Origin of the sequence: Buchnera aphidicola (Macrosiphum euphorbiae), from assembly GCF_005237295.1 — a bacterium.
Classification (GTDB): Bacteria; Pseudomonadota; Gammaproteobacteria; order Enterobacterales; family Enterobacteriaceae; genus Buchnera; species Buchnera aphidicola_AP.
Map to the genome: position 1 here is coordinate 534,219 of NZ_CP033006.1, position 20,990 is coordinate 555,208.

Annotated in this window: 23 protein-coding genes, 2 tRNA genes, 2 rRNA genes and 1 other RNA gene; 9 read left to right on the forward strand and 19 right to left on the reverse strand. The window is 29.0% G+C overall.

Going from position 1 to position 20,990, the window contains the following annotated elements:
* Positions 1 to 4: 4 nt before the first annotated feature.
* An RNA gene (gene ffs, locus D9V71_RS02440) (signal recognition particle sRNA small type) lies at positions 5 to 100 on the reverse strand.
* Between the two features lie 197 nt (positions 101 to 297).
* Here ffs and dnaX point away from each other — a divergent pair.
* The 5 genes from dnaX (at position 298) to adk (ending at position 5,095) form a co-directional block, all read left to right on the forward strand.
* Entirely contained in the window at positions 298 to 1,395 is a 1,098-nt protein-coding gene (gene dnaX / locus D9V71_RS02445; protein ID WP_158340791.1) for a DNA polymerase III subunit gamma/tau, read from the forward strand.
* Positions 1,388 to 1,963, forward strand: a complete 576-nt coding sequence (locus tag D9V71_RS02450) for a DNA polymerase III subunit gamma/tau C-terminal domain-containing protein (RefSeq protein ID WP_158340792.1) — start codon at positions 1,388 to 1,390, stop codon at positions 1,961 to 1,963. The genes dnaX and D9V71_RS02450 overlap by 8 nt, the downstream gene beginning before the upstream one ends.
* Before the next feature lie 50 nt (positions 1,964 to 2,013).
* The gene (locus tag D9V71_RS02455) at positions 2,014 to 2,343 is read left to right on the forward strand and encodes a YbaB/EbfC family nucleoid-associated protein (protein ID WP_158340793.1); all 330 of its coding nucleotides are present in this window, start codon (positions 2,014 to 2,016) and stop codon (positions 2,341 to 2,343) included.
* A gap of 159 nt (positions 2,344 to 2,502) precedes the next feature.
* A complete protein-coding gene (gene htpG / locus D9V71_RS02460) occupies positions 2,503 to 4,377 on the forward strand; it encodes a molecular chaperone HtpG (protein ID WP_158340794.1) in 1,875 nt (624 codons plus the stop codon).
* A 70-nt stretch (positions 4,378 to 4,447) separates the two neighbouring features.
* Positions 4,448 to 5,095 carry an adenylate kinase gene (gene adk / locus D9V71_RS02465; RefSeq protein ID WP_158340795.1) on the forward strand — a complete coding sequence of 216 codons (648 nt, stop codon included), beginning with the start codon at positions 4,448 to 4,450 and terminating at the stop codon, positions 5,093 to 5,095.
* 4 nt (positions 5,096 to 5,099) lie between these two features.
* Here adk and D9V71_RS02470 read toward each other — a convergent pair.
* A tRNA-Arg gene (locus D9V71_RS02470) sits at positions 5,100 to 5,173 on the reverse strand.
* A gap of 162 nt (positions 5,174 to 5,335) precedes the next feature.
* Between D9V71_RS02470 and folD the strand changes: the two genes are divergently transcribed.
* A complete protein-coding gene (gene folD / locus D9V71_RS02475) occupies positions 5,336 to 6,193 on the forward strand; it encodes a bifunctional methylenetetrahydrofolate dehydrogenase/methenyltetrahydrofolate cyclohydrolase FolD (RefSeq protein ID WP_158340796.1) in 858 nt (285 codons plus the stop codon).
* Here the strand turns inward: folD and cysS are convergent.
* On the reverse strand, positions 6,190 to 7,584 hold the full coding sequence (gene cysS, locus D9V71_RS02480; RefSeq protein WP_158340797.1) for a cysteine--tRNA ligase: 1,395 nt from the start codon (positions 7,582 to 7,584) through the stop codon (positions 6,190 to 6,192). The two genes, folD and cysS, sit on opposite strands and share 4 nt — an antisense overlap.
* A 203-nt stretch (positions 7,585 to 7,787) precedes the next feature.
* Here cysS and ybeD point away from each other — a divergent pair, with 203 nt between their 5' ends.
* The gene (ybeD, locus tag D9V71_RS02485) at positions 7,788 to 8,051 is read left to right on the forward strand and encodes a DUF493 family protein YbeD (RefSeq protein ID WP_158340798.1); all 264 of its coding nucleotides are present in this window, start codon (positions 7,788 to 7,790) and stop codon (positions 8,049 to 8,051) included.
* 109 nt (positions 8,052 to 8,160) lie between these two features.
* Here ybeD and cspE read toward each other — a convergent pair whose 3' ends face one another.
* The 7 genes from cspE to D9V71_RS02520 all read right to left on the reverse strand — a co-directional run bounded on the left by cspE (position 8,161) and on the right by D9V71_RS02520 (position 14,098).
* Complete coding sequence (cspE, locus tag D9V71_RS02490) at positions 8,161 to 8,370, reverse strand: transcription antiterminator/RNA stability regulator CspE (RefSeq protein ID WP_009874442.1); 210 nt, start codon at positions 8,368 to 8,370, stop codon at positions 8,161 to 8,163.
* A gap of 299 nt (positions 8,371 to 8,669) precedes the next feature.
* A 5S ribosomal RNA gene (rrf, locus tag D9V71_RS02495) occupies positions 8,670 to 8,785 on the reverse strand.
* A 102-nt stretch (positions 8,786 to 8,887) separates the two neighbouring features.
* Positions 8,888 to 11,802: ribosomal RNA gene (locus D9V71_RS02500) — 23S ribosomal RNA — on the reverse strand.
* 159 nt (positions 11,803 to 11,961) lie between these two features.
* Positions 11,962 to 12,034: transfer RNA gene (locus D9V71_RS02505), tRNA-Glu, on the reverse strand.
* A gap of 147 nt (positions 12,035 to 12,181) precedes the next feature.
* Entirely contained in the window at positions 12,182 to 13,003 is an 822-nt protein-coding gene (aroE, locus tag D9V71_RS02510; RefSeq protein ID WP_158340799.1) for a shikimate dehydrogenase, read from the reverse strand.
* Complete coding sequence (locus tag D9V71_RS02515) at positions 12,996 to 13,523, reverse strand: Sua5/YciO/YrdC/YwlC family protein (RefSeq protein ID WP_158340935.1); 528 nt, start codon at positions 13,521 to 13,523, stop codon at positions 12,996 to 12,998. Before D9V71_RS02515 ends, aroE begins: the two co-directional genes overlap by 8 nt.
* 101 nt (positions 13,524 to 13,624) lie before the next feature.
* A complete protein-coding gene (locus D9V71_RS02520; protein WP_158340800.1) occupies positions 13,625 to 14,098 on the reverse strand; it encodes a DUF494 family protein in 474 nt (157 codons plus the stop codon).
* 221 nt (positions 14,099 to 14,319) lie between these two features.
* On the opposite strand from D9V71_RS02520, the gene def reads away from it, so the two are divergent.
* Positions 14,320 to 14,838, forward strand: coding sequence for a peptide deformylase (def, locus tag D9V71_RS02525; RefSeq protein ID WP_158340801.1), 519 nt, complete (start codon positions 14,320 to 14,322; stop codon positions 14,836 to 14,838).
* 14 nt (positions 14,839 to 14,852) lie between these two features.
* The gene (gene fmt / locus D9V71_RS02530) at positions 14,853 to 15,797 is read left to right on the forward strand and encodes a methionyl-tRNA formyltransferase (RefSeq protein WP_158340802.1); all 945 of its coding nucleotides are present in this window, start codon (positions 14,853 to 14,855) and stop codon (positions 15,795 to 15,797) included.
* 128 nt (positions 15,798 to 15,925) lie between these two features.
* On the opposite strand, the gene rplQ is transcribed toward fmt, so the two are convergent.
* From rplQ to rpmD, 9 genes are all read right to left on the reverse strand, one after another.
* On the reverse strand, positions 15,926 to 16,318 hold the full coding sequence (gene rplQ / locus D9V71_RS02535) for a 50S ribosomal protein L17 (protein WP_158340803.1): 393 nt from the start codon (positions 16,316 to 16,318) through the stop codon (positions 15,926 to 15,928).
* Between the two features lie 46 nt (positions 16,319 to 16,364).
* Positions 16,365 to 17,354: a DNA-directed RNA polymerase subunit alpha gene (locus D9V71_RS02540; protein ID WP_158340804.1), complete on the reverse strand. Its 990-nt coding sequence runs from the start codon at positions 17,352 to 17,354 to the stop codon at positions 16,365 to 16,367.
* 28 nt (positions 17,355 to 17,382) lie between these two features.
* A complete protein-coding gene (rpsD, locus tag D9V71_RS02545) occupies positions 17,383 to 18,003 on the reverse strand; it encodes a 30S ribosomal protein S4 (RefSeq protein WP_158340805.1) in 621 nt (206 codons plus the stop codon).
* A 25-nt stretch (positions 18,004 to 18,028) separates the two neighbouring features.
* Entirely contained in the window at positions 18,029 to 18,424 is a 396-nt protein-coding gene (gene rpsK, locus D9V71_RS02550) for a 30S ribosomal protein S11 (RefSeq protein ID WP_009874452.1), read from the reverse strand.
* Positions 18,425 to 18,441: 17 nt separating this feature from the next.
* Positions 18,442 to 18,798: a 30S ribosomal protein S13 gene (gene rpsM, locus D9V71_RS02555; protein ID WP_158340806.1), complete on the reverse strand. Its 357-nt coding sequence runs from the start codon at positions 18,796 to 18,798 to the stop codon at positions 18,442 to 18,444.
* Between the two features lie 89 nt (positions 18,799 to 18,887).
* Positions 18,888 to 19,004 carry a 50S ribosomal protein L36 gene (gene rpmJ, locus D9V71_RS02560; RefSeq protein WP_014499634.1) on the reverse strand — a complete coding sequence of 39 codons (117 nt, stop codon included), beginning with the start codon at positions 19,002 to 19,004 and terminating at the stop codon, positions 18,888 to 18,890.
* Between the two features lie 33 nt (positions 19,005 to 19,037).
* Entirely contained in the window at positions 19,038 to 20,351 is a 1,314-nt protein-coding gene (secY, locus tag D9V71_RS02565) for a preprotein translocase subunit SecY (RefSeq protein WP_158340807.1), read from the reverse strand.
* 10 nt (positions 20,352 to 20,361) lie between these two features.
* Entirely contained in the window at positions 20,362 to 20,796 is a 435-nt protein-coding gene (rplO, locus tag D9V71_RS02570) for a 50S ribosomal protein L15 (RefSeq protein ID WP_158340808.1), read from the reverse strand.
* A gap of 4 nt (positions 20,797 to 20,800) precedes the next feature.
* Complete coding sequence (rpmD, locus tag D9V71_RS02575) at positions 20,801 to 20,980, reverse strand: 50S ribosomal protein L30 (RefSeq protein WP_158340809.1); 180 nt, start codon at positions 20,978 to 20,980, stop codon at positions 20,801 to 20,803.
* Positions 20,981 to 20,990: the final 10 nt, after the last annotated feature.

Sequence of the window (20,990 nt, forward strand, 5' to 3'; positions counted from 1 at the left end):
GAGTTTCTGTTAGCTGTATCAGAACACCTGTATCAACTGATATGGCTGCTTCCTTCCGAATCTGACCAAGTATTCAATATTACAGTGTTTGGAGCTAACAGAAAACTCTATAATATATTTTTTTTAATAAAAAAAATTAGAATTTCTATTCTATAGAACAAATTTGTAATTTACAACTAATATTTACAGTTAAATTTTATATTCTGAAAAATATTCATAAAATAAATAACAGTGCTTTCATAACACAATAAATATTGATAGCATAATAGTCTTTTAATAAAATATTATAAAATTTATATGAATTATCAAATATTAGCACGAAAATGGCGTCCACAATATTTTAAAGATGTAATAGGTCAAAAACATATTATAACTGCTATAACTAATGGATTATCGCTCGGCCGTATTCATCACGCATGGTTACTATCTGGAACTAGAGGAATTGGAAAAACAACAATTGCTCGATTACTTGCTAAAAGTTTAAATTGTCAGAATGGTATCACATCAAATTCTTGTGGAAAATGTATTATTTGTAAAGAAATAGAAAAAGGATACTGTTTAGATGTACTTGAAATAGACGGAGCCTCGCGTACTAAAGTAGAAGACATGCGAGAAATCTTAGATAATATACATTATGCTCCTACTAAAAGCCGTTTTAAAGTATATATAATTGATGAAGTACACATGCTTTCTCGTCATAGTTTTAATGCACTTCTTAAAACACTTGAGGAGCCTCCTGAACATATAAAATTTGTTTTAGCAACAACAGATATAGATCGGATCCCTAAAACTATTATTTCTCGTTGTCTATATTTTAAATTACAGATGATATCTGAAGAGAAAATTTTCAATTTTTTAAAATATATTTTAATTAAAGAATCTATTAATACTGATGTATATTCTTTAAAAAAAATTTCTTATCATGCCAAAGGCAGTATACGAGATGCACTTAATTTGCTGGAACATGCTATAAATCTCGGAAACGGTCAGATTTGTATAAAAAACGTAATAGAAATGTTAGGTATCCCACCTGAAAAATACTCTTTTCTATTAACTGATGCAGTTTTAAAAAAAGATTCAAAAAAAATAATGTTATTATTAAATAAAATAAGTAGTATAGGAGTAGAATGGGAGGAGGTTTTAATAGAAATGTTACGTTTTTTATATCATATTTCTGTATCACAATCCTTTCCATTAATATGGGAGAAATTTTTCACCGAAAAATACAAGTTTTATATTCAAAAAATATCTAAAAATATTAACAAAAAAAACGTTCAATTGTGTTATCAAATATTATTAAATGGAAGAAAAGAACTAAAATTTGCTCCAAGTCAAAAAATAGGAGTAGAAATGTCTTTATTACGTGCAATCACTACAATAAAAAAAAATGAATAATATAACAAATTTATTATTAAAAAATAAAAATGAACTTTTTGAAAATAAAAAAAAAATAATATCTTTAGAACAGAAAGAAAATAAAAAAAATATCTATATACAAATAATAAATTTGATATCTAAAAAAAATAATTATCAGTCAAAAAGTTTAAAAAATAAAAATATAACAATAAAATTACAAGAAACAATTAAAAAGATAGATCCTTGGTATAAAAAAATATGTAAATTAAAAACCCTAACAGGAAATGCAAAAAAATTAGCCATGCATACTTCATATAAAAATACTTTAACATGTTGGTATATATATCTAAATGATAAAAAAAAACATCTAATACAGAATAATGCATGGATAATTTTAAAAAAAGAACTTCATAAAATAACTAAAAAAAAAATTCAATTAATTACAGAAAAAAAGATAAATATATTAACTCCTTATGAATGGTTTCATAAAATATATGAAGAAAGAATATTCAAAGAATATTCATTATTACAAAAAGATCCTAACATTAAAGTATTAAAAAAATTTTTTAATATAGACTTTGCAAAACATAATATCAATCTAATCTAAATAAAATAAAAAGTATTATTTTTATATCACAAAAAGAGAGATCAAAAAATATGTTTACTAAAAGTGGTTTAGGTAATTTAATGAAACAAGCACAACAAATGCAAGAAAAAATGGCAAAAATACAAGAAGAAATAGCTCAAATGGAAGTAACAGGAGAAGCAGGAGCTGGATTAGTAAAAGTAACTATCAATGGAGCTCATAATTGTAGACGTGTTGAAGTAGATCCTAGTTTGCTTCAAGACGATAAAGATATGCTAGAAGATTTAGCAGCAGCTGCATTTAATGATGCTACGAGAAGAATCTCTGAAGTACAAAAAAAGAAGATGTCTGCTATATCTACAGGAATGCAATTACCAACTGGATTCAATCTTCCTGTTTGAAAAATACTAAAAACAATATAAAGTAAAAATATTATATTAATAAATTATTGTAAATTTATTTAAAAATACTTTTTTCACTATAAACGTAATTCTATTAAAAAATTACTTTTTGTCTTTTAAAAAATCACTTTTATTGTTAATTTAAAAAGAGGTATCTATATGAAAACACAAAAAAAAGAAGTTTACAATTTTCAATCGGAAGTAAAACAATTATTGCATTTGATGATTCATTCACTATATTCAAATAAAGAAATTTTTCTTAGAGAACTAATATCCAATTCATCTGATGCTATAGATAAGCTAAGATTTGAATCTATATCATCACCAGAATTATATGAAAACAATAGTGATCTAAAAATTCAAATATCTATTAATAAAGCACAAAAAACATTAACTATTAGTGATAATGGTATTGGAATGACTAAACAAGATGCTATTGAAAATCTTGGTACTATTGCTAAATCAGGAACAAAATCATTTCTTCAATCTCTAGAAAAAAAACAAAATAAAAAAAATGAATTAATTGGTGAATTTGGAGTTGGTTTTTATTCATCTTTTATTGTATCAGAAAAAGTATTAGTAAGAACTAGATTTGCTGGATCACAATCTAATGAAGGAACATTATGGGAGTCTTCAGGAGAAGGAGAATATAATATTACTAAAATCATAAAAAAAACTAGAGGAACTGAAGTTACTTTATTTCTGAAGAAAGAAGAAGAAGAATTTTTAGAAATATGGCGAATTAAGAGTATAATTAGCAAATATTCTGACCATATTACTGTTCCAATACACATACAAAATTATGATGAAAAAAATAAAACATATTTTTGGGAACAAATTAATAAAGCAAAGGCATTATGGACATTAAATAAATCATCTATTACTGATAATGACTATAAAGATTTTTATAAACATCTTACTAATGATCAAAACAATCCACTTATTTGGAGTCATAACCGCGTAGAAGGAAATCAAGAATATATTAGTTTATTATATATTCCTGAAAAAGCAGCTTGGGATATCTGGAACAGAGATAATAAACATGGTTTAAAATTATATGTAAAACGCGTCTATATTATGGATAATTCTCAAGCTTTTCTTCCTAATTATTTGCGTTTTATAAGAGGTTTAGTAGATTCTAGTGATTTACCATTAAATGTTTCACGTGAAATATTACAAGATAATTCTATTACAGAAAAATTACGAAAAGCACTAATTAAACGTTCTTTAAATATGTTAGATAAATTAGCACAAGATACCAGCAAAAAATATCAAATTTTTTGGAATCAATTTGGTCTTGTTTTGAAAGAAGGACCTGCAGAAGATCATGAAAATTTAGATAAAATTGCTAATCTATTGCGTTTTTCATCTATAAAAAGCAATAGTTCTGAACAAAATATGTCTTTAAAAGAATACATATCTAACATGAACGAAAAACAAGAAAAAATATATTATATCACTGCAGATAGTTATTCATCAGCTAAAAATAGTCCTCATTTAGAATTATTCAAAAAAAATAATATTGATGTTTTATTGCTATCAGATCGAATTGATGAATGGATGATGAACTATCTTACTGAATTTTCAGGAAAAAAATTTCAATCTATTAGCAAAGAAGATTCATCATTAAATAAAATAACAAAAGAAAAAAAAATAAAAAACAATGAAGTTTCAACAGAAATGATTGAATTTTTAAAAACAGTAAAAAAAATACTTGGCGATAAAGTTAAAGATGTAAGATTAACATATCGATTAACACAAACTCCTTGTGTCCTACTTAGCGATTCTGCTGAAATGACTACACAAATGGCTAAACTGTTTTCTGCAGCAGGACAACCTGTACCAGAATTAAAATATATTTTTGAAATTAATCCAGAACATATTTTAATAAAAAAAATATCTTTAATTAGTGACGAAAATGAACTTAGTACGTGGGTTAAATTATTATTAGATCAAGCATTATTAGCTGAAAAAGGCAATCTAGAAAATCCACATAAATTTATTTCTAGAATGAATAAATTACTTCTTAAATAAAAAAACATGATTACTACTACATAATAGTAGTAATCTTAAAATTAACTGAATAGATAAGCAAGAAATAATTATGCGTATTATTTTACTAGGTGCACCTGGTACAGGCAAAGGAACACAAGGAAAATATATTGCTGAAAAATATAAAATTCCTCAAATATCTACAGGTGATATGTTACGAGAAAGTATTGACTCAAAAAATAAAATAGGGATGATGATTAAAAATATTATAGAAGAAGGTAAACTCGTTTCTGATGATATTGTATGTGAATTAATAAAAAAAAGAATTGCAAAAAAAGATTGTATAAATGGTTTTTTATTAGATGGTTTTCCAAGAACTGTTAAACAAGCTTGTTGTTTATCAAAAAACAAAATAAAAATAGATTACGTGTTAGAATTTATAATGCCACATCACTCTATATTAGAACGTATATCAGGTAGACGAATACATGTGCAATCAGGACGGATCTATCATGTAAAATTTAATCCTCCAAAAAATAAAGATAAAGATGATATAACTGGAGAACCATTAATTCAACGAAAAGATGATAAATTAGAAAGTGTTAAAAATAGATTAGAAGAATATAAAAAAACACATCATTTATTAGTAGAATACTATACCTATGAAAAAAAAATAAACAATATAAAATATTTCCAGATTAATGCTATGAATGAATTTTTATTAATAAAAGAAAAAATAGATATGATTTTAAAAAAATAATTTTTGCGTTCTACAGGATTTGAACCTGTGACCTACGGCTTAGAAGGCCGTTGCTCTATCCAACTGAGCTAAGAACGCATAAAATAATTAGATTAAAATCTAACATTAATATAATATATATGCAACTAAATTACTATTAATATTATTAATATTTTATTAAATCCAATAATACTAATATATATTATAGTAATATTTTTGTATATAATTTGTATATAATAAAAAAAATTGAGTTACTTGCCGATGTCAGCAATAATTATAGATGGTAATAAAATAGCAAAAAAAATACAATTAAATATTTTAAGAAAAGTTAATAAAAGAAAAAAAGACGGAAAAAAAATACCCGGATTAGCTATGATTTTAGTTGGAACTAATACTCCTTCACAAATCTACGTGGATAAAAAAAAAATTGCATGTAAAAATGTTGGTTTTTTTTCAGAATGTTGGAATTTTCCTGAAAATGTACATGAAAAAGAAATATTAAATCTTATTTCCAGATTAAATGAAAATAAAAATATAGATGGAATTTTAATACAATTACCGCTTCCTCAACAAATAAATCATATGAAAATTTTAAGCAGCATTACCCCTGATAAAGATGTAGATGGATTTCATCCATACAATACAGGATCTTTATGTCAAAGATCTCCAAAATTAAGAGCATGTACTCCCAAAGGCATTATCACAATGTTAAAATACAATAAAATTAAAACTCATGGACTACATGCAGTAATGGTTGGAGCCTCTAATATAGTCGGAAGACCTATGAGTTTAGAATTATTATTGGCTGGATGTACAACTACTGTAACACATCGTTTTACTAAGAATTTAAAAAATCATGTAAAAAATGCTGATTTATTAATTGTTGCAGTTGGAAAGGCAAACTTTTTAAAAGGCAGTTGGATTAAGTATGGTTCTATAGTTATAGATGTTGGAATCAATAGATTAAAAAATGGAAAAATAGTAGGCGATGTAGATTTTGAAAATGCATTTTTAAGAGCATCTTACATAACTCCTGTACCAGGAGGTGTTGGTCCTATGACGGTTGCAACATTATTACAAAATACATTAGAAGCTTGTGAAAAATATCACGATTGCTAAGTTTTTTTATTTTTACGCCATATTGTTTTATCAGGTAAATCTTCTACTATTATATCTAAAGACATTAGTTTTTCTCGTATATTATCTGCTTTTTCCCATAATTTTAATTTTCTTGCAATATTTCTTTTTTCTATTAATGACTTGATTTTTTTTAGTGTGCATGAGTTTAATGTAGTTTTTTTTTGCAAGAAATCTTCTGGTTTTTGCAATAAAAAACCTAAATTATTAGCTAAATATTTTAGTCTAAAAGCAAGTTTATCACTCTTTGATACATCTTTATTTTTGAAAAAATTAATTTTGCGTGCTATTTTAAAAAAAATAGAAAAAACTTTAGGGGTATTAAAATCATCATTCATAGCCTTATAAAATTCAAAATCAAAACTAACACCTTCTTCATTATTAGAACAGGGATTAGTATTGTACAAAGCTGTATATAAATATTGCAATGATGTATATGCTTGATCTAAGTTTTTTTCACAATAATAAATAGGATGCCGGTAATGTGTTGCAAGAAAAAAATAACGTAAAACTTCAGAATCATAATCTTTTAAAACATTTCTTAAAAAATGAACATTTCCCAATGATTTAGACATTTTTTGATTGTTTATAATCACCATACCAGTATGCATCCAAAAATTTATTATTGATTTATCATTAAAACACATAGATTGAGTTCTTTCATTTTCATGATGAGGAAAAAGAAGATCAGAGCCACCTCCATGAATATCTATAGAATTATTAAAAAAAACATTAGTTATAGCACTACATTCAATATGCCAACCAGGACGTCCTTTCCCCCATGGAGAATTCCAAGAATATTCTTCTTTATTAGAAATCTTCCAAAGTACAAAATCTAATGGATTTTTTTTCATATTATTTATGGGTATACGTAATCCAGATTTTAATAATGTTAAAGATTGACGGGATAAAGTTCCATAATTGAGATAACTATCTATAGAAAAAATAACATCACCATTTTTATTTATATATGCATGTTTCTTTTCTATTAATTCTATGATTATTTTAATAATATCATTAATATAGTTTGTAATACGAGGCTCTTCATCAGGAGGAGAAATACCTAATAAATTAAAATCTTTATGCATCTCTTTTATCATGTAGGTAGCAAAAGAATCAATTGTAGTTTTTTCTTGTATCGATTTTAAAATAATTTTATCATCAATATCAGTAATATTTCGAACATATTTTACTTGAAAACCAGAAAAACGTAAATAACGAACTATCATATCAAAAACTACAAAAGTACGTCCGTGTCCGATATGACAAAAATCATACACAGTAACACCACATACATATAGATTAATTTTATCTTTTTTAATGGGTTTAAAAATCTCTTTTTTTCCACTTAATGTATTAAAAATTTTTAACATAATGTATATCCTAAAAAAATATATTCAAAGAAAATAATATAAAATATATTATTTTCCATATTACCAATGTGCTAAACTGATTAAATCATTATTTACGAAATTTTTAAAATTAATTGTAAAATACATAATAAAAAATTAAGATTTTTAAAAATCTTATTTATTTTAAAAAAATGTTTTTTATTGTAAAAAATTGGGGATTAATAATGAAAACTAAATTACGAGAAATGTTACAATTCCCTTGTTTTTTTACTTATAAGATTATTGGTTTAGCACAACCTGAACTTATTGATCAAATAATAAAAGTTATTCAAATTCAGATTCCTGGAGATTACACACCTCAAGTAAAATCAAGTAACAGAGGAAACTATCTTTCTGTTTCAATTACAATATGTGCTAAAAATTTTGAACAAATTGAAATTTTATATCATGAAATTAGTAAAATTAATATTGTTCGAATGGTTTTATAAAAAAACTTAGAATATAAAAATATTTTGTACTAATATAGTACAGCCCTATTAAAGAGCCGTACTATAAAAAACAGACTTATACTTTTAAGATTGAAAAAATTAAATCACTTTATAAACTAATAACATTAGCAGCAGATGGTCCTTTTGCTCCTTCAGTGATTTCAAATTCAACACTTTGACCTTCTGCTAAAGTTTTAAATCCATTACTTTGTATAGCTGAAAAATGAACAAAAACATCTTTACTTCCATCTTCTGGAGTAATAAAACCAAAACCTTTGGATTCATTAAACCACTTAACATTACCTTTAATCTTGGACATCTATATTACCTTACATGAAAAAATATACTGAATTGAAAAAAGATTAATTAATAATTATTGATGATTTTGAAATTAAAAAAATCATAATATAAAAACTTTAAATTCTCAATAGATTAACATGTAAATCTACTGTTAGCTAGAAAGTAATTTATTTTTAAAAATATTCGTATAAATTTTAATAAAATTATTTTTTATATTTAATAAATACTATACTATTGATACACTAAAATAGTAATATATTTTTAAAAGTAATTTATTTTAAATATAAAAAAACCCGAAAAAAATTTCGGGTTTTTTTTGCCTGGATTTGACCTACTCTCACACGGGGAGACCCCGTACTACCATTGGCGTTATAGCATTTCACTTCTGAGTTCGGAATGGATTCAGGTGGTACCACTACACTATTTTGACCAGGCATTTTAATAAATTTTTATTTTTTAAAATACTTTAATAGAATTTTAAATTCAGTAAAACAAGCTTTTTATTAAATTTATTTTAAAAACACCTCTGGTGTTGTAAGGTTAAGCCTCTTGGGTCATTAGTACTAGTTAGCTCAACATATCACTATGCTTACACATCTAGCCTATCAACGTCGTAGTCTTCAACGTCCCTTCAGTAAACATTTCTGTTTCAGGGAAGATTCATCTTGGGGCAAGTTTCGTGCTTATATGCGTTCAGCGCTTATCTTTTCCGCATTTAGCTACCGGGCAATGCCATTGGCATGACAACCCGAACACCAGTGATGCGTCCACTTCGGTCCTCTCGTACTAGAAGCAGCCCCCCTCAATCTTCCAACGCCCACGGCAGATAGGGACCGAACTGTCTCACGACGTTCTAAACCCAGCTCGCGTACCACTTTAAATGGCGAACAGCCATACCCTTGGGACCTGCTTCAGCCCCAGGATGTGATGAGCCGACATCGAGGTGCCAAACACCGCCGTCGATATGAACTCTTGGGCGGTATCAGCCTGTTATCCCCGGAGTACCTTTTATCCGTTGAGCGATGGCCCTTCCATTCAGAACCACCGGATCACTAAGACCTGCTTTCGCACCTGCTCGCGTTATCACGCTCACAGTCAAACTGGCTTATGCCTTTGCACTAACCTCACGATGTCCGACCGTGATTAGCCAATCTTCGTACTCCTCCGTTACTCTTTGGGAGGAGACCGCCCCAGTCAAACTACCCACCAGACACTGTCTCTGTGCCGGATTACGGCACTAGGTTAGAATACCGAATTTTAAAGGGTGGTATTTCAAGTTTGGCTCCATCAAAACTAGCGTTTTGATTTCATAGCCTCCCACCTATCCTACACATTAAAATTCAGAATTCAGTGTCAAGCTATAGTAAAGGTTCACGGGGTCTTTCCGTCTTGCCGCGGATATACTGCATCTTCACAGCAAATTCAATTTCACTGAGTCCCAGGTGGAGACAGCCTGGCCATCATTACGCCATTCGTGCAGGTCGGAACTTACCCGACAAGGAATTTCGCTACCTTAGGACCGTTATAGTTACGGCCGCCGTTTACCGGGGCTTCAGTCCAGAGCTTTAAGTTTCCTTTGACTCCTTCGATTAACCTTCCGGCACCGGGCAGGCGTCACACCGTATACTTCCACTTTCGTGTTTGCACAGTGCTGTGTTTTTAATAAACAGTTGCAGCCAGCTGGTATCTTCGACTAACTTCAGCTACGAGAGTAAATCTTTTCACTTAATGTTAGCGTGCCTTCTCCCGAAGTTACGGCACTATTTTGCCTAGTTCCTTCACCTGGGTTCTCTCAAGCGCCTTAGTATTCTCTACTTAACCACCTGTGTCGGTTTAGGGTACGATTTAATTTTACCTGATGCTTAGAGGCTTTTCTTGGAAGCGTGGTATTAGTTACTTCATCACCTTAGTGATTCGTCATCATGCCTCAGATTAAAGATAACCGGATTTGCCTAATTATCATACCTACACATTTAAACCAGGATAACCGTCACCTGGATAACTTAACCTTCTTCGTCCCCACTTCGCAGTAATATTAAGCACAGGAATATTAACCTGTTGTCCATCGACTACGCTTTTCAGCCTCGCCTTAGGGGTCGGCTTACCCTGCCCCGATTAACGTTGGACAGGAAACCTTGGTTTTTCGGCGAGCAGGTTTTTCACCTGCTTTATCGTTACTCATGTCAGCATTCGCACTTCTGATACCTCCAATATATTTTACAATATATCTTCTTTGGCTTACAGAACGCTCCCCTACCCAGTAAAAAATATATTTTTACTGCCGCAGCTTCGGTGCATAGTTTGAGCCCCGTTACATCTTCCGCGCAGGCCGACTTGACCAGTGAGCTATTACGCTTTCTTTAAATGATGGCTGCTTCTAAGCCAACATCCTGGCTGTTTATGCCTTCCCACATCGTTTCCCACTTAACTATGACTTTGGGACCTTAGCTGGCGGTCTGGGTTGTTTCCCTTTCCACAACGAACGTTAGCACCCGCTGTGTGTCTCCCGTGATAACATTCTACGGTATTCGGAGTTTGCATCGGTTTGGTAAGCCGGGATGGCCCCCTAGCCGAAACAGTGCTCTACCCCCGTAGATGAGTTCACGAGGCGCTACCTAAATAGCTTTCGGGGAGAACCAGCTATCTCCCGGTTTGATTGGCCTTTCACCCCTAGCCATAGGTCATCCGCTGATTTTTCAACATCAGTCGGTTCGGTCCTCCAGTTGGTTTTACCCAACCTTCAACCTGCCCGTGGCTAGATCACCGGGTTTCGGGTCTGTACCCTGAAACTTAACGCCTATTTAGGACTCGGTTTCCCTTCGGCTCCCCTATTAGGTTAACCTTGCTACAGAGTACAAGTCGCTGACCCATTATACAAAAGGTACGCAGTCACAAATTATTTTAAAATATGCTTCCACTGCTTGTACGTACACGGTTTCAGGTTCTATTTCACTCCCCTCGCCGGGGTTCTTTTCGCCTTTCCCTTACGGTACTAGTTCACTATCGGTCAGTCAGGAGTATTTAGCCTTGGAGGATGGTCCCCCCATATTCAAACAGGATTTCTCGTGTCCCGCTCTACTTTTCGAACTCACAACATAAATTATTTCGTATACGGGGCTATCACCTTGTATCGCTGAACTTTCCAAATCATTCTACTACAATTTATGAAGCTTATAGTTCTGGGCTGTTCCCTTTTCGCTCGCCACTACTGAGGGAATCTCGGTTGATTTCTTTTCCTCAAGGTACTTAGATGTTTCAGTTCCCTTGGTTTGCTTTATTAACTTATTTAATTCAGTTAATAATGATGCATAAAGTTGCATCGGGTTTCCCCATTCGGATATCGACGGTTATTGCGCTTCATATCAGCTTACCGACGCTTTTCGCAGATTAGCACGTCCTTCTTCGCCTCTGACTGCCAAGGCATTCACCATGTACGCTTATTTGCTTAACCTTACAACCCACAGGTGTTTTAAAAAATAAGTTATGTGCTTGTTTTCCGAATTTTTAAAGAGCTTTTTTATGAAAATTTAACTTTAATTTAAAAGTTGTTTTTGAGAATAACACAATAATTTAAATTAGTATATAATATTTTAAAAATATTTTTATTTATCGTCCCCTAGGGGATTTGAACCCCTGTTGCCGCCGTGAAAGGGCGATGTCCTAGACCTCTAGACGAAGGGGACTTTTATAATATAAAATAATTTTTTATTTAGTAATATAATAAATAACAGATCAAAAAAAAAGAGTCAAGAACTTTCTTTATTATTAGTGAAAATATTAAAAAATAGAAAAAATTATAAGTAATATTATATATTTTAGTAAAGATAATTTTATTTTTTTAAAATATCAATAATATCACCTGTTTTTGGAAGAACATTATACCATAAAAAAAAAGAATGAGCGGCTTGAAAAACTAACATTCCTATGCCATTAGAAAAAAAATTGGCTCCTATTTTAATACACCAATTAATAAAAATTGTATTATCTATTTGATAATTCATATCATAAAAACAAGTTTTTGAAGAAACTACAGATAAAGGAACAAAATCATCTTTTTTTTCAATAAATTTTGATGTTGCATTAATAATCAAATCAAAATATTTTATATTCAATAAATTTTTATCAAATACGTTGATGTCCCCATATTCATGAAATTGTGAAACTAATTTTTTAGCATTTGAAAAAGTTCTATTTGAAATAAAAATTGAACATCCAAATGATAAAAGAGGAAAAAGAACTCCTTTAACAGCCCCACCCGCACCAATTATTAATATTGAACACTTCTTTTTTATAAAATTTAATCTAATCAAATCAGATAATAATCCAATTCCATCTGTATTGTCTCCTAAAATATATTGATCATCCATTTTTTTAAATGTGTTCACAGATTTAGCAATTTTAGCTCTTTCAGTTAATTTATCACAAAATAAATAAGCTTCTTGTTTAAATGGTGCTGTAATATTAGCACCTTGACCACCTTGTTTAAAAAAATTTTTCAAAACAATATTAAACTTATCTAATGGAACATTAACAGATTTATAAGTATGAACAATGCCTGTTTTTTTCGCAAATAAACTATGAATTTTAGGAGATTTACTATGATCAATAGGATTTCCAAATACAGCATAATTAAAACTTTGGTTTTTAAACATAGCGAATTAACTTTCCATTGATAATGTTAATGATCTTAGAAGGGTTTTTTTCATTGCCTATCTTTCCACTTAATAAAGGGAAATCTTTACCAAAATGTTTAAAAACTTCTTCAGGGGTCAAACATGGAGTCATATTTGAAATATTAGCACTTGTAGATATCAAAGCTTTCCCAAAAGTATCACATAATTTTATTATTTCCATATGAGCACTTAAGCGTACAGCTATAGTATCAAATTTACCAGTCAACCAATAAGGAACTTCACGATTAGCTGGAAGTAAAAAAGTAAATGGTCCAGGCCAATGAAAAAATATTTTATTTTTTTGTTTATTAGACAAATTTTTTTCATTAATATACATTTTTATCTGATTAAAATCTGAAGCTACTAGTATAAAACCTTTTTTTACACTTCTTTTTTTTAGCTTTAGCAATTTTTTTACTGCTTTTTTACTCGTTGGATCGCATCCTAGACCAAACATTGATTCTGTAGGATACGCAATCACATTTTCTTCATGTAACATTTTTATGCAATAAAGTAGTGAACTTGAAAAGGAATGTTTATCCATTAACATTTTCTCGTAATGAAAATTATTATTTTTTCTTTAATTTAAAATAATATTATTTAATGAATAACGTCTTCTTTGAAATTAAATAACAAATTTTCAAGTTTACGATATACTGTTTCACATCCAGGAACATTAAATAATACAATTAATACAATCCATTTTAAATCTTCAAGATTTATTTCATTAATATCTAATTCCATAATTCTTTCAATAATCATTTCTCGTGTATCTAATGTTAATATTTCTAACTGTTCTAAAAAAATTATAAAACCACGACAATCAACATTTAATTTAAAAGATTCTTCTTGAGTATAAATTCGAGTAGAAATCTGATTAGATAACAAATTAATAGATGAAATAATATTCTTCTTATAACAAGAAAGATTTTTTAACCAACGTAAAGCATTATAAATATCTCGTTTTTGAAAACCTATATCAGACAAATCATTAGTTAAACTATCGTAATCAATAGAAATTCTTGATTCACTATGAACATAATTTTCAAACAAATATATTAATATATCAAACATTACGTCCTCAATCACATATTAAAAAATTTAAATATTTAGTAATACATTCTACATATAAGTTTATCATGAGTATTGTCAATATATAATATGAAAAATATTATAATATTATGCAAATAAGTTGTTACTAAAAAATATAAAAAACAACAATAGCAAACTTTTAATTATAATAAAAAAGTTTATACTAATATATAAAATTCAACTATTTTATAACTAAAATATATATGTCTTTGTTAAAAATACTCTATTATCCTGATATACGTTTAAGACTTATTGCTAAACCAGTAAATAAAATTGATCAAAAAATACAAGACATTGCAAGAAATATGATAAATACAATGTATCAAGAAGAAGGAATTGGTTTAGCAGCAACTCAAGTAAATATTCAATTGCAAATTATAGTTATTAATACAATGGAAGAAGAAAAAAATAATTTAGTACTTATTAATCCTGAAATTATTAAAAAAGAAGGCAATATCAGTATTGAAGAAGGGTGTTTATCAATTCCAGAATATCGAGCTTCTGTACCAAGATATAATTATATAAAAGTTCAAGCAATTAATCTTTATGGAGAAAAAATAGAGATAGAAGCAAAATCGATAGTTTCTATTTGCATACAACACGAAATAGATCATCTGAAAGGTAAACTATTTATTGATTATCTATCAAAATTTAAAAGAGAAAGAATTCAAAAAAAATTCAAAAAAATTAAAAAAAAAGATAATAAAAAAATTTTTAATTGAGGAATAAAATACATTTGAAAAAATTAAAAATTATTTTTGCTGGTACAGAATATTTTTCTGCCGAACATTTAAAGGCACTAATTAATTCTGCACATAGCGTAATTTCAGTAATTACTCAACCAGATCGTTCTTCTGGAAGAGGACAAAAAATTACTTTTTCCCCTGTAAAAAAACTATCTATAAATAACAAAATTCCTATTTTTCAGCCTTTAAATTTAAATGATAAAAATTTTCAAAATAAACTATTAGAACTTAATGCAGATATTATGATAGTTGTATCTTATGGAAAAATTATACCAAAAAAGATTTTTACTATGTTTCCTAAAGGGTGTATTAATGTTCATGCTTCACTATTACCTAGATGGCGAGGAGCAACTCCGATTCAATCATCAATTTTACATGGTGATAAAAAAACAGGTATAAGCATTATTAATATAAACGAGAAAATTGATTCTGGTACCATAATACATTCAAAAATATGCAATATATCATCTAAAGATACCACTAAAAGTTTATCTTTGAAATTAATCGAAATTGGAATTAAAGCATTATTAGAAGTCTTAGAAAAAATTATCTTAAATACAATTATTACAAAAAAACAAAATGAAAAAAATGCTATTTTATCAAAAAAAATATATAAAAAAGATGGTTTATTAAACTGGAACTTACAAGCTGAAAAATTAGAACGTTTAATACGAGCTTTTAATCCATGGCCTGTATGTTATTTTTTATTACACAACACAACTATAAAGGTATGGCAATCAACTGTAATTCCTATAATACAATCAAATTTTTCTGTAGGAGAAATTATCTGTGCTAACAAATATGGAATTCAAATTAATACATCTCATAAAATATTAAATATCGAAAAATTACAATTACCTGGAAAAAAAATTATGGATGTTAAAAACATGATTATTTCTAAAAAAAATTTATTTAAAATCGGTACTATTATATAAAAAGAAGTATTTAATAACTTTTTTCATATATATTCTCGAAATTATTTAAATCAAAAAAAACAAGCAAACGGTGCATTTCCGTTTGCTTTAAAATTATATTTTATAGATTTTTATAAGAAATATAACATTTATTGTTCTACAATTTCTTCTTTTTTACTTTTTTTAACACGATCAACTAATTCAATATAGGCCATTGGAGCTTTATCTCCAGATCGAAATCCACATTTTAAAATACGAGTATAACCGCCTAATCTACTAAAAAAACAAGGACCTAAATTTTTAAAAAGTTTTGCGACTATCGCATTATCACGAATACGAGAAAATACTAATCGTCTATGAGAGACAGTATCTATTTTAGATAAAGTAATAATAGGCTCGACAATACGACGTAGTTCTTTTGCTTTAGCCAAAGTCGTTTTTATAATTTCATGTGTTAATAATGAACATATCATATTTTTAAACATAGAATCAAAATGAGCACTATTACGATTTAATTGACGACCACTTTTCCGATGACGCATAAATTTATTCCTTCTATTAAGATTTTAATATAAAATAAAATATAAATTATTCATCTAAAATACTTGATGGCGGCCAATTTTCTAATTTCATGCCAAGAGATAAATTTCTAGAAGCTAATATATCCTTAATTTCAGTTAAAGATTTTTTTCCTAAATTAGGAGTTTTCAAAAGTTCTACTTCAGTTCTTTGTACTAAATCACCAATATAGTGTATAGCTTCTGCTTTGAGACAATTAGCAGAACGAACTGTTAATTCTAAATCATCTACTGGTCGCAATAAAATAGGTTCAAATGCAGGTTTGTCTTCTTTAATTTCAGGTTCACGAACGTCTCTTAAATCAACAAAAGCTTCTAATTGTTCTGCTAAAATAGTAGCAGCCCGTCGAATGGCTTCTTCTGGGTCAATAGTTCCATTTGTTTCCATTTCAATAACTAATTTATCTAAATCAGTTCTTTGTTCTACACGTGCTGCTTCTACATTATAAGAAATACGATCTATTGGACTATAACAAGCATCTACTAACAAACAACCTATTGGTCTTGATTCTTCTTCTAAATGAACTCTTGAAGATGCGGGAATATAACCTCTTCCACGTTGTACTCTTATCCTCATTTTAATTGAAGCATTTTCATAGGTTAAATTACAAATGACGTGTTCTGGTTTAATGATCTCGACCTCACCATCATGTATAATGTCTGCAGCAGTGACAGAACCAATTCCAGATTTATTTAATGTAAGAAAAACTTCATCTTTTCTATAGACTTTTACAGCCAATCCTTTTAAATTTAATAATATTTCTAAAATATCTTCTTGCACACCCTCTTTAGTACTATATTCATGAAGTACCCCATCAATTTCAACTTCAGTTACTGCACATCCTGGCATAGAAGAAAGGAGAATTCTACGAAGTGCATTTCCAAGTGTATGACCAAATCCTCTTTCTAATGGCTCTAAAGTAACTTTAGTATGTGTTGTACTAATTTGTTCAATATCAACTAAACGTGGTTTTAAAAAATCCATGATAGAATTCTGCATATTATCCTCTCTTTAATAGTCAACTTTACTATTTAGAATAAAGTTCAACAATTAAGTATTCATTAATTTCTGCAGATAAATCAGAACGTTCAGGAAATCTTTTAAAAATACCTTCCATTTTAGTTTGATCAACTTCTAACCAGATTGGTTTTTCTCTTTGTTCAACGAGTTCTAAAGCCGCTTTAATTCGAGATTGATTTTTAGATTTATCCCTAATAGAAATTCGGTCATTAGGAGAAACTTGATATGAGGCAATATTCACGATTTTATTATTAACTATAATAGATTTATGATTAATTAATTGTCTAGATTCGGCACGAGTACAACCAAAACCCATACGATAAACTACATTATCTAATCTAGATTCTAATAACTGCAATAAATTTGCTCCGGTATTGCCTTTTAAGCGAGCAGCTTTTTTATAATATATTTTAAATTGCCGTTCTAAAACACCGTATAAACGACGGACCTTTTGTTTTTCACGTAATTGAACAGCATAATCAGATAATCTAGGTTTGCGAATACCATGTTGTCCCGGAGGCTGTTCTAATTTACATTTTGATTCTATTGGACGAAGTCCTGATTTAAGAAATAAATCAGTACCTTCACGTCGACTTAATTTTAATTTCGGGCCTAAATATTTTGCCATTTTATTCTCCAAACATTCCTAAAAATCAGACACGACGTTTTTTAGGAGGACGGCAACCATTATGAGGAATTGGTGTTACATCGGTAATATTTGTAATACGGAATCCAGCTGCATTTAAAGCTCGAATCGTAGATTCTCTACCAGGACCTGGACCTTTGACCATGACCTCTAAATTTTTTATTCCATAATCTTTTACTATTTCTGCACAACGTTCAGCAGCAACTTGTGCTGCGAAAGGAGTAGATTTTCGAGAACCTCTAAAACCAGAACCGCCAGAAGTTGCCCAACCTAAAGCATTGCCTTGTCTATCAGTGATAGTTACGATAGTATTATTAAAAGATGCATGAATATGAGCTATACCATCTAAAATTTGTTTTTTAACACGTTTACGCGTACGAATAGATGTTGAATTCTTTACCATAATTAATCTTACCTAAATTATTTTTTTATTGGTTTTCGAGGACCTTTACAAGTTCTAGCATTAGTTTTAGTTCTTTGTCCATGTACTGGCAAACTCCTACGATGACGTAAACCACGATAACAGCTTAGATCAATTAAACGCTTAATATTTAAAGTTCTCTCTCTTCTTAAATCACCTTCAATAACATATTTTGCTACATGTGTTCTTAAAAGATCAATCTGTTCTTCACTTAAATCTATAATTTTAGAATGTTCAGGAATATTTGTAATAGAACAAATCAATTTAGACCGTTTTTTACCAATTCCATATATTGCAGTTAATGCAATTAAAGTATGCTTATGTTCAGGAATATTAATACCTGCAATACGTGCCATATTATAAAACCTTATAAATGTATTTTAAATAAATCTATACGTTAAAGATGATGATTAATGTTTAAAAATATTTTAATCTATAAAAATTACTAACCTTGACGTTGCTTGTGTTTTGGATCATTACTACAGATAACTCTTACAACATTGTTCCTTCTTATTATTTTGCAGTTTCGACAAAGTATTTTTACAGAAGCTTGTACCTTCATTGTATTTCCTTGAATTTTTTTAATATAAAATATCTAATCTAGATTAGCTTTTTTTAGCATAGATTCATATTGATTAGACATTATCAATGTTTGAATTTGAGTAATAAAATCCATAATAACTACCACAACAATTAATAATGAAGTGCCACCAAAATAAAAAGGAACATTCATAGCACTTCGCATAAATTCTGGAATCAAACAAATAAATGTAATATATAAAGAACCAACTAGTGTTAGTCTTAACATAATTTTATCAATATATTTTGCTGTTTGTTCTCCGGGTCTAATACCGGAAATAAAAGCCCCTGATTTTTTTAAATTATCTGCTGTTTCACGAGGATTAAAAACTAATCCTGTATAAAAAAAACAAAAAAATACTATTGCAGATATGTATAAAATTAAATATAAAGGTTGATTAGGTTGTAAATAAGATGAAATAGTTTTTAACCATTCACTACTTACTTTGCACCAAGATATGACAGTTGCAGGAAACAGAACAACACTAGAAGCAAAAATGGCAGGTATAACACCAGACATATTAATTTTTAAAGGCAAATGAGTACTTTGAGCTGCATATATACGACGACCCTGTTGGCGTTGCGCATAATGTACAATAATTTTTCTTTGCCCTCTTTCTATAAAAACAACAAGAAAAATAACTAAAAAAATCAACAATAAAATAAACAAAAACAATAAAAAATGCAAATCTCCCTGTCTTGTTTTTTCAATAGTATTCCCAATCGCCGAAGGTAGACCAGCTATTATTCCTATAAAAATAATAATTGAAATACCATTACCAATACCATGTTCTGTAATTAATTCTCCCAGCCACATTAAAAACATGGTACCAGTTACTAAACTTATAATAGCAATTAAATAAAAACAAAAATCAATATTTATTATAATTGTACGCATTCCTACTATATTAGGAAGAGTAGTAGCAATTCCAACAGACTGAACAAGAGCTAATATTAAGGTGGCATATCTAGTATACTGATTAATTTTATGACGTCCAGATTCTCCTTCTTTTTTCATTTCAGATAAAGCAGGATATACTAGTGTTAATAATTGCACGATAATAGAAGCAGATATATAGGGCATAATGCCTAAAGCAAAAATAGAAGCACGACTCAAAGCACCACCAGAAAACATATTAAACATCTCAACAATAGTACCTTTTTGTTCGTTTAATATTTTAGATAAAATCGTAGTATCAATTCCAGGAATTGGAATAAACGAACCAATACGAAAAATAATAATAGCTGCTATTAGAAAAATAATTCTCTGTTTTAGCTCACTGACATTTTTTTTAGTATTTTTGAAATTTAATCCTAATTTTTTAACCATTATTTACCGCTTATCCTTCAATTTTACCACCAGAATTTTCAATTTCAGAACGAGCACCTTTAGTAACAAGTAAACCTCGAATTATTAAAGGAACATTTAATTTTCCTGTAAAAATTATCTTGGCATGTTTAATATTTTTTTTAACAATATTTTCTTTTTTTAATATTTTAAGATCAATAATATTTGTAGATAAATTTGATAAATCTGATAAACGAACTTCTGTTGTAATATTTTTTTTTCTAGAATTAAAACCAAATTTAGGAAGTCTTCTATATAAAGGCATTTGTCCTCCTTCAAAACCACGACGAATGCTGCTTCCTGATCTAGATTTTTGCCCTTTATGACCGCGACCTGCAGTTTTACCAAAACCTGAACCAATACCGCGACCTAATCTTTTTCGATTCTGACGTGCTCCATTTGCTGGAGAAAGAGTGTTTAAATACATACTTTTACTCCTCTTGTATTTTTAAAATATATGAAATTTTTTTAATCATACCTTGAATAGATGCTGTATCTTCACGTATGACAGTGTGTCCTATATAACGCAGTCCAAGTCCAATCAATGTTTTTTTGTGCTTAGGTAATCTTCCTATAGCACTTTTTATTTGAGTGATTTTTATGTTTTTCATTAAATCAAAT

What these genes read in the sequence shown, in the direction of transcription:
- D9V71_RS02520 (WP_158340800.1), bottom strand. Translation starts at nt 14,098, where the DNA reads ATGTTTGATATATTAATATATTTGTTTGAAAATTATGTTCATAGTGAA.
- rpsK (WP_009874452.1), bottom strand. Translation starts at nt 18,424, where the DNA reads ATGGTAAAGAATTCAACATCTATTCGTACGCGTAAACGTGTTAAAAAA.
- D9V71_RS02455 (WP_158340793.1), top strand. Translation starts at nt 2,014, where the DNA reads ATGTTTACTAAAAGTGGTTTAGGTAATTTAATGAAACAAGCACAACAA.
- folD (WP_158340796.1), top strand. Translation starts at nt 5,336, where the DNA reads ATGTCAGCAATAATTATAGATGGTAATAAAATAGCAAAAAAAATACAA.
- adk (WP_158340795.1), top strand. Translation starts at nt 4,448, where the DNA reads ATGCGTATTATTTTACTAGGTGCACCTGGTACAGGCAAAGGAACACAA.
- def (WP_158340801.1), top strand. Translation starts at nt 14,320, where the DNA reads ATGTCTTTGTTAAAAATACTCTATTATCCTGATATACGTTTAAGACTT.
- dnaX (WP_158340791.1), top strand. Translation starts at nt 298, where the DNA reads ATGAATTATCAAATATTAGCACGAAAATGGCGTCCACAATATTTTAAA.
- D9V71_RS02515 (WP_158340935.1), bottom strand. Translation starts at nt 13,523, where the DNA reads ATGTTACATGAAGAAAATGTGATTGCGTATCCTACAGAATCAATGTTT.
- rpmJ (WP_014499634.1), bottom strand. Translation starts at nt 19,004, where the DNA reads ATGAAGGTACAAGCTTCTGTAAAAATACTTTGTCGAAACTGCAAAATA.
- cspE (WP_009874442.1), bottom strand. Translation starts at nt 8,370, where the DNA reads ATGTCCAAGATTAAAGGTAATGTTAAGTGGTTTAATGAATCCAAAGGT.
- rplQ (WP_158340803.1), bottom strand. Translation starts at nt 16,318, where the DNA reads ATGCGTCATCGGAAAAGTGGTCGTCAATTAAATCGTAATAGTGCTCAT.
- D9V71_RS02540 (WP_158340804.1), bottom strand. Translation starts at nt 17,354, where the DNA reads ATGCAGAATTCTATCATGGATTTTTTAAAACCACGTTTAGTTGATATT.
- rpsM (WP_158340806.1), bottom strand. Translation starts at nt 18,798, where the DNA reads ATGGCACGTATTGCAGGTATTAATATTCCTGAACATAAGCATACTTTA.
- rplO (WP_158340808.1), bottom strand. Translation starts at nt 20,796, where the DNA reads ATGTATTTAAACACTCTTTCTCCAGCAAATGGAGCACGTCAGAATCGA.
- ybeD (WP_158340798.1), top strand. Translation starts at nt 7,788, where the DNA reads ATGAAAACTAAATTACGAGAAATGTTACAATTCCCTTGTTTTTTTACT.
- cysS (WP_158340797.1), bottom strand. Translation starts at nt 7,584, where the DNA reads ATGTTAAAAATTTTTAATACATTAAGTGGAAAAAAAGAGATTTTTAAA.
- htpG (WP_158340794.1), top strand. Translation starts at nt 2,503, where the DNA reads ATGAAAACACAAAAAAAAGAAGTTTACAATTTTCAATCGGAAGTAAAA.
- D9V71_RS02450 (WP_158340792.1), top strand. Translation starts at nt 1,388, where the DNA reads ATGAATAATATAACAAATTTATTATTAAAAAATAAAAATGAACTTTTT.
- rpmD (WP_158340809.1), bottom strand. Translation starts at nt 20,980, where the DNA reads ATGAAAAACATAAAAATCACTCAAATAAAAAGTGCTATAGGAAGATTA.
- aroE (WP_158340799.1), bottom strand. Translation starts at nt 13,003, where the DNA reads ATGTTTAAAAACCAAAGTTTTAATTATGCTGTATTTGGAAATCCTATT.
- secY (WP_158340807.1), bottom strand. Translation starts at nt 20,351, where the DNA reads ATGGTTAAAAAATTAGGATTAAATTTCAAAAATACTAAAAAAAATGTC.
- rpsD (WP_158340805.1), bottom strand. Translation starts at nt 18,003, where the DNA reads ATGGCAAAATATTTAGGCCCGAAATTAAAATTAAGTCGACGTGAAGGT.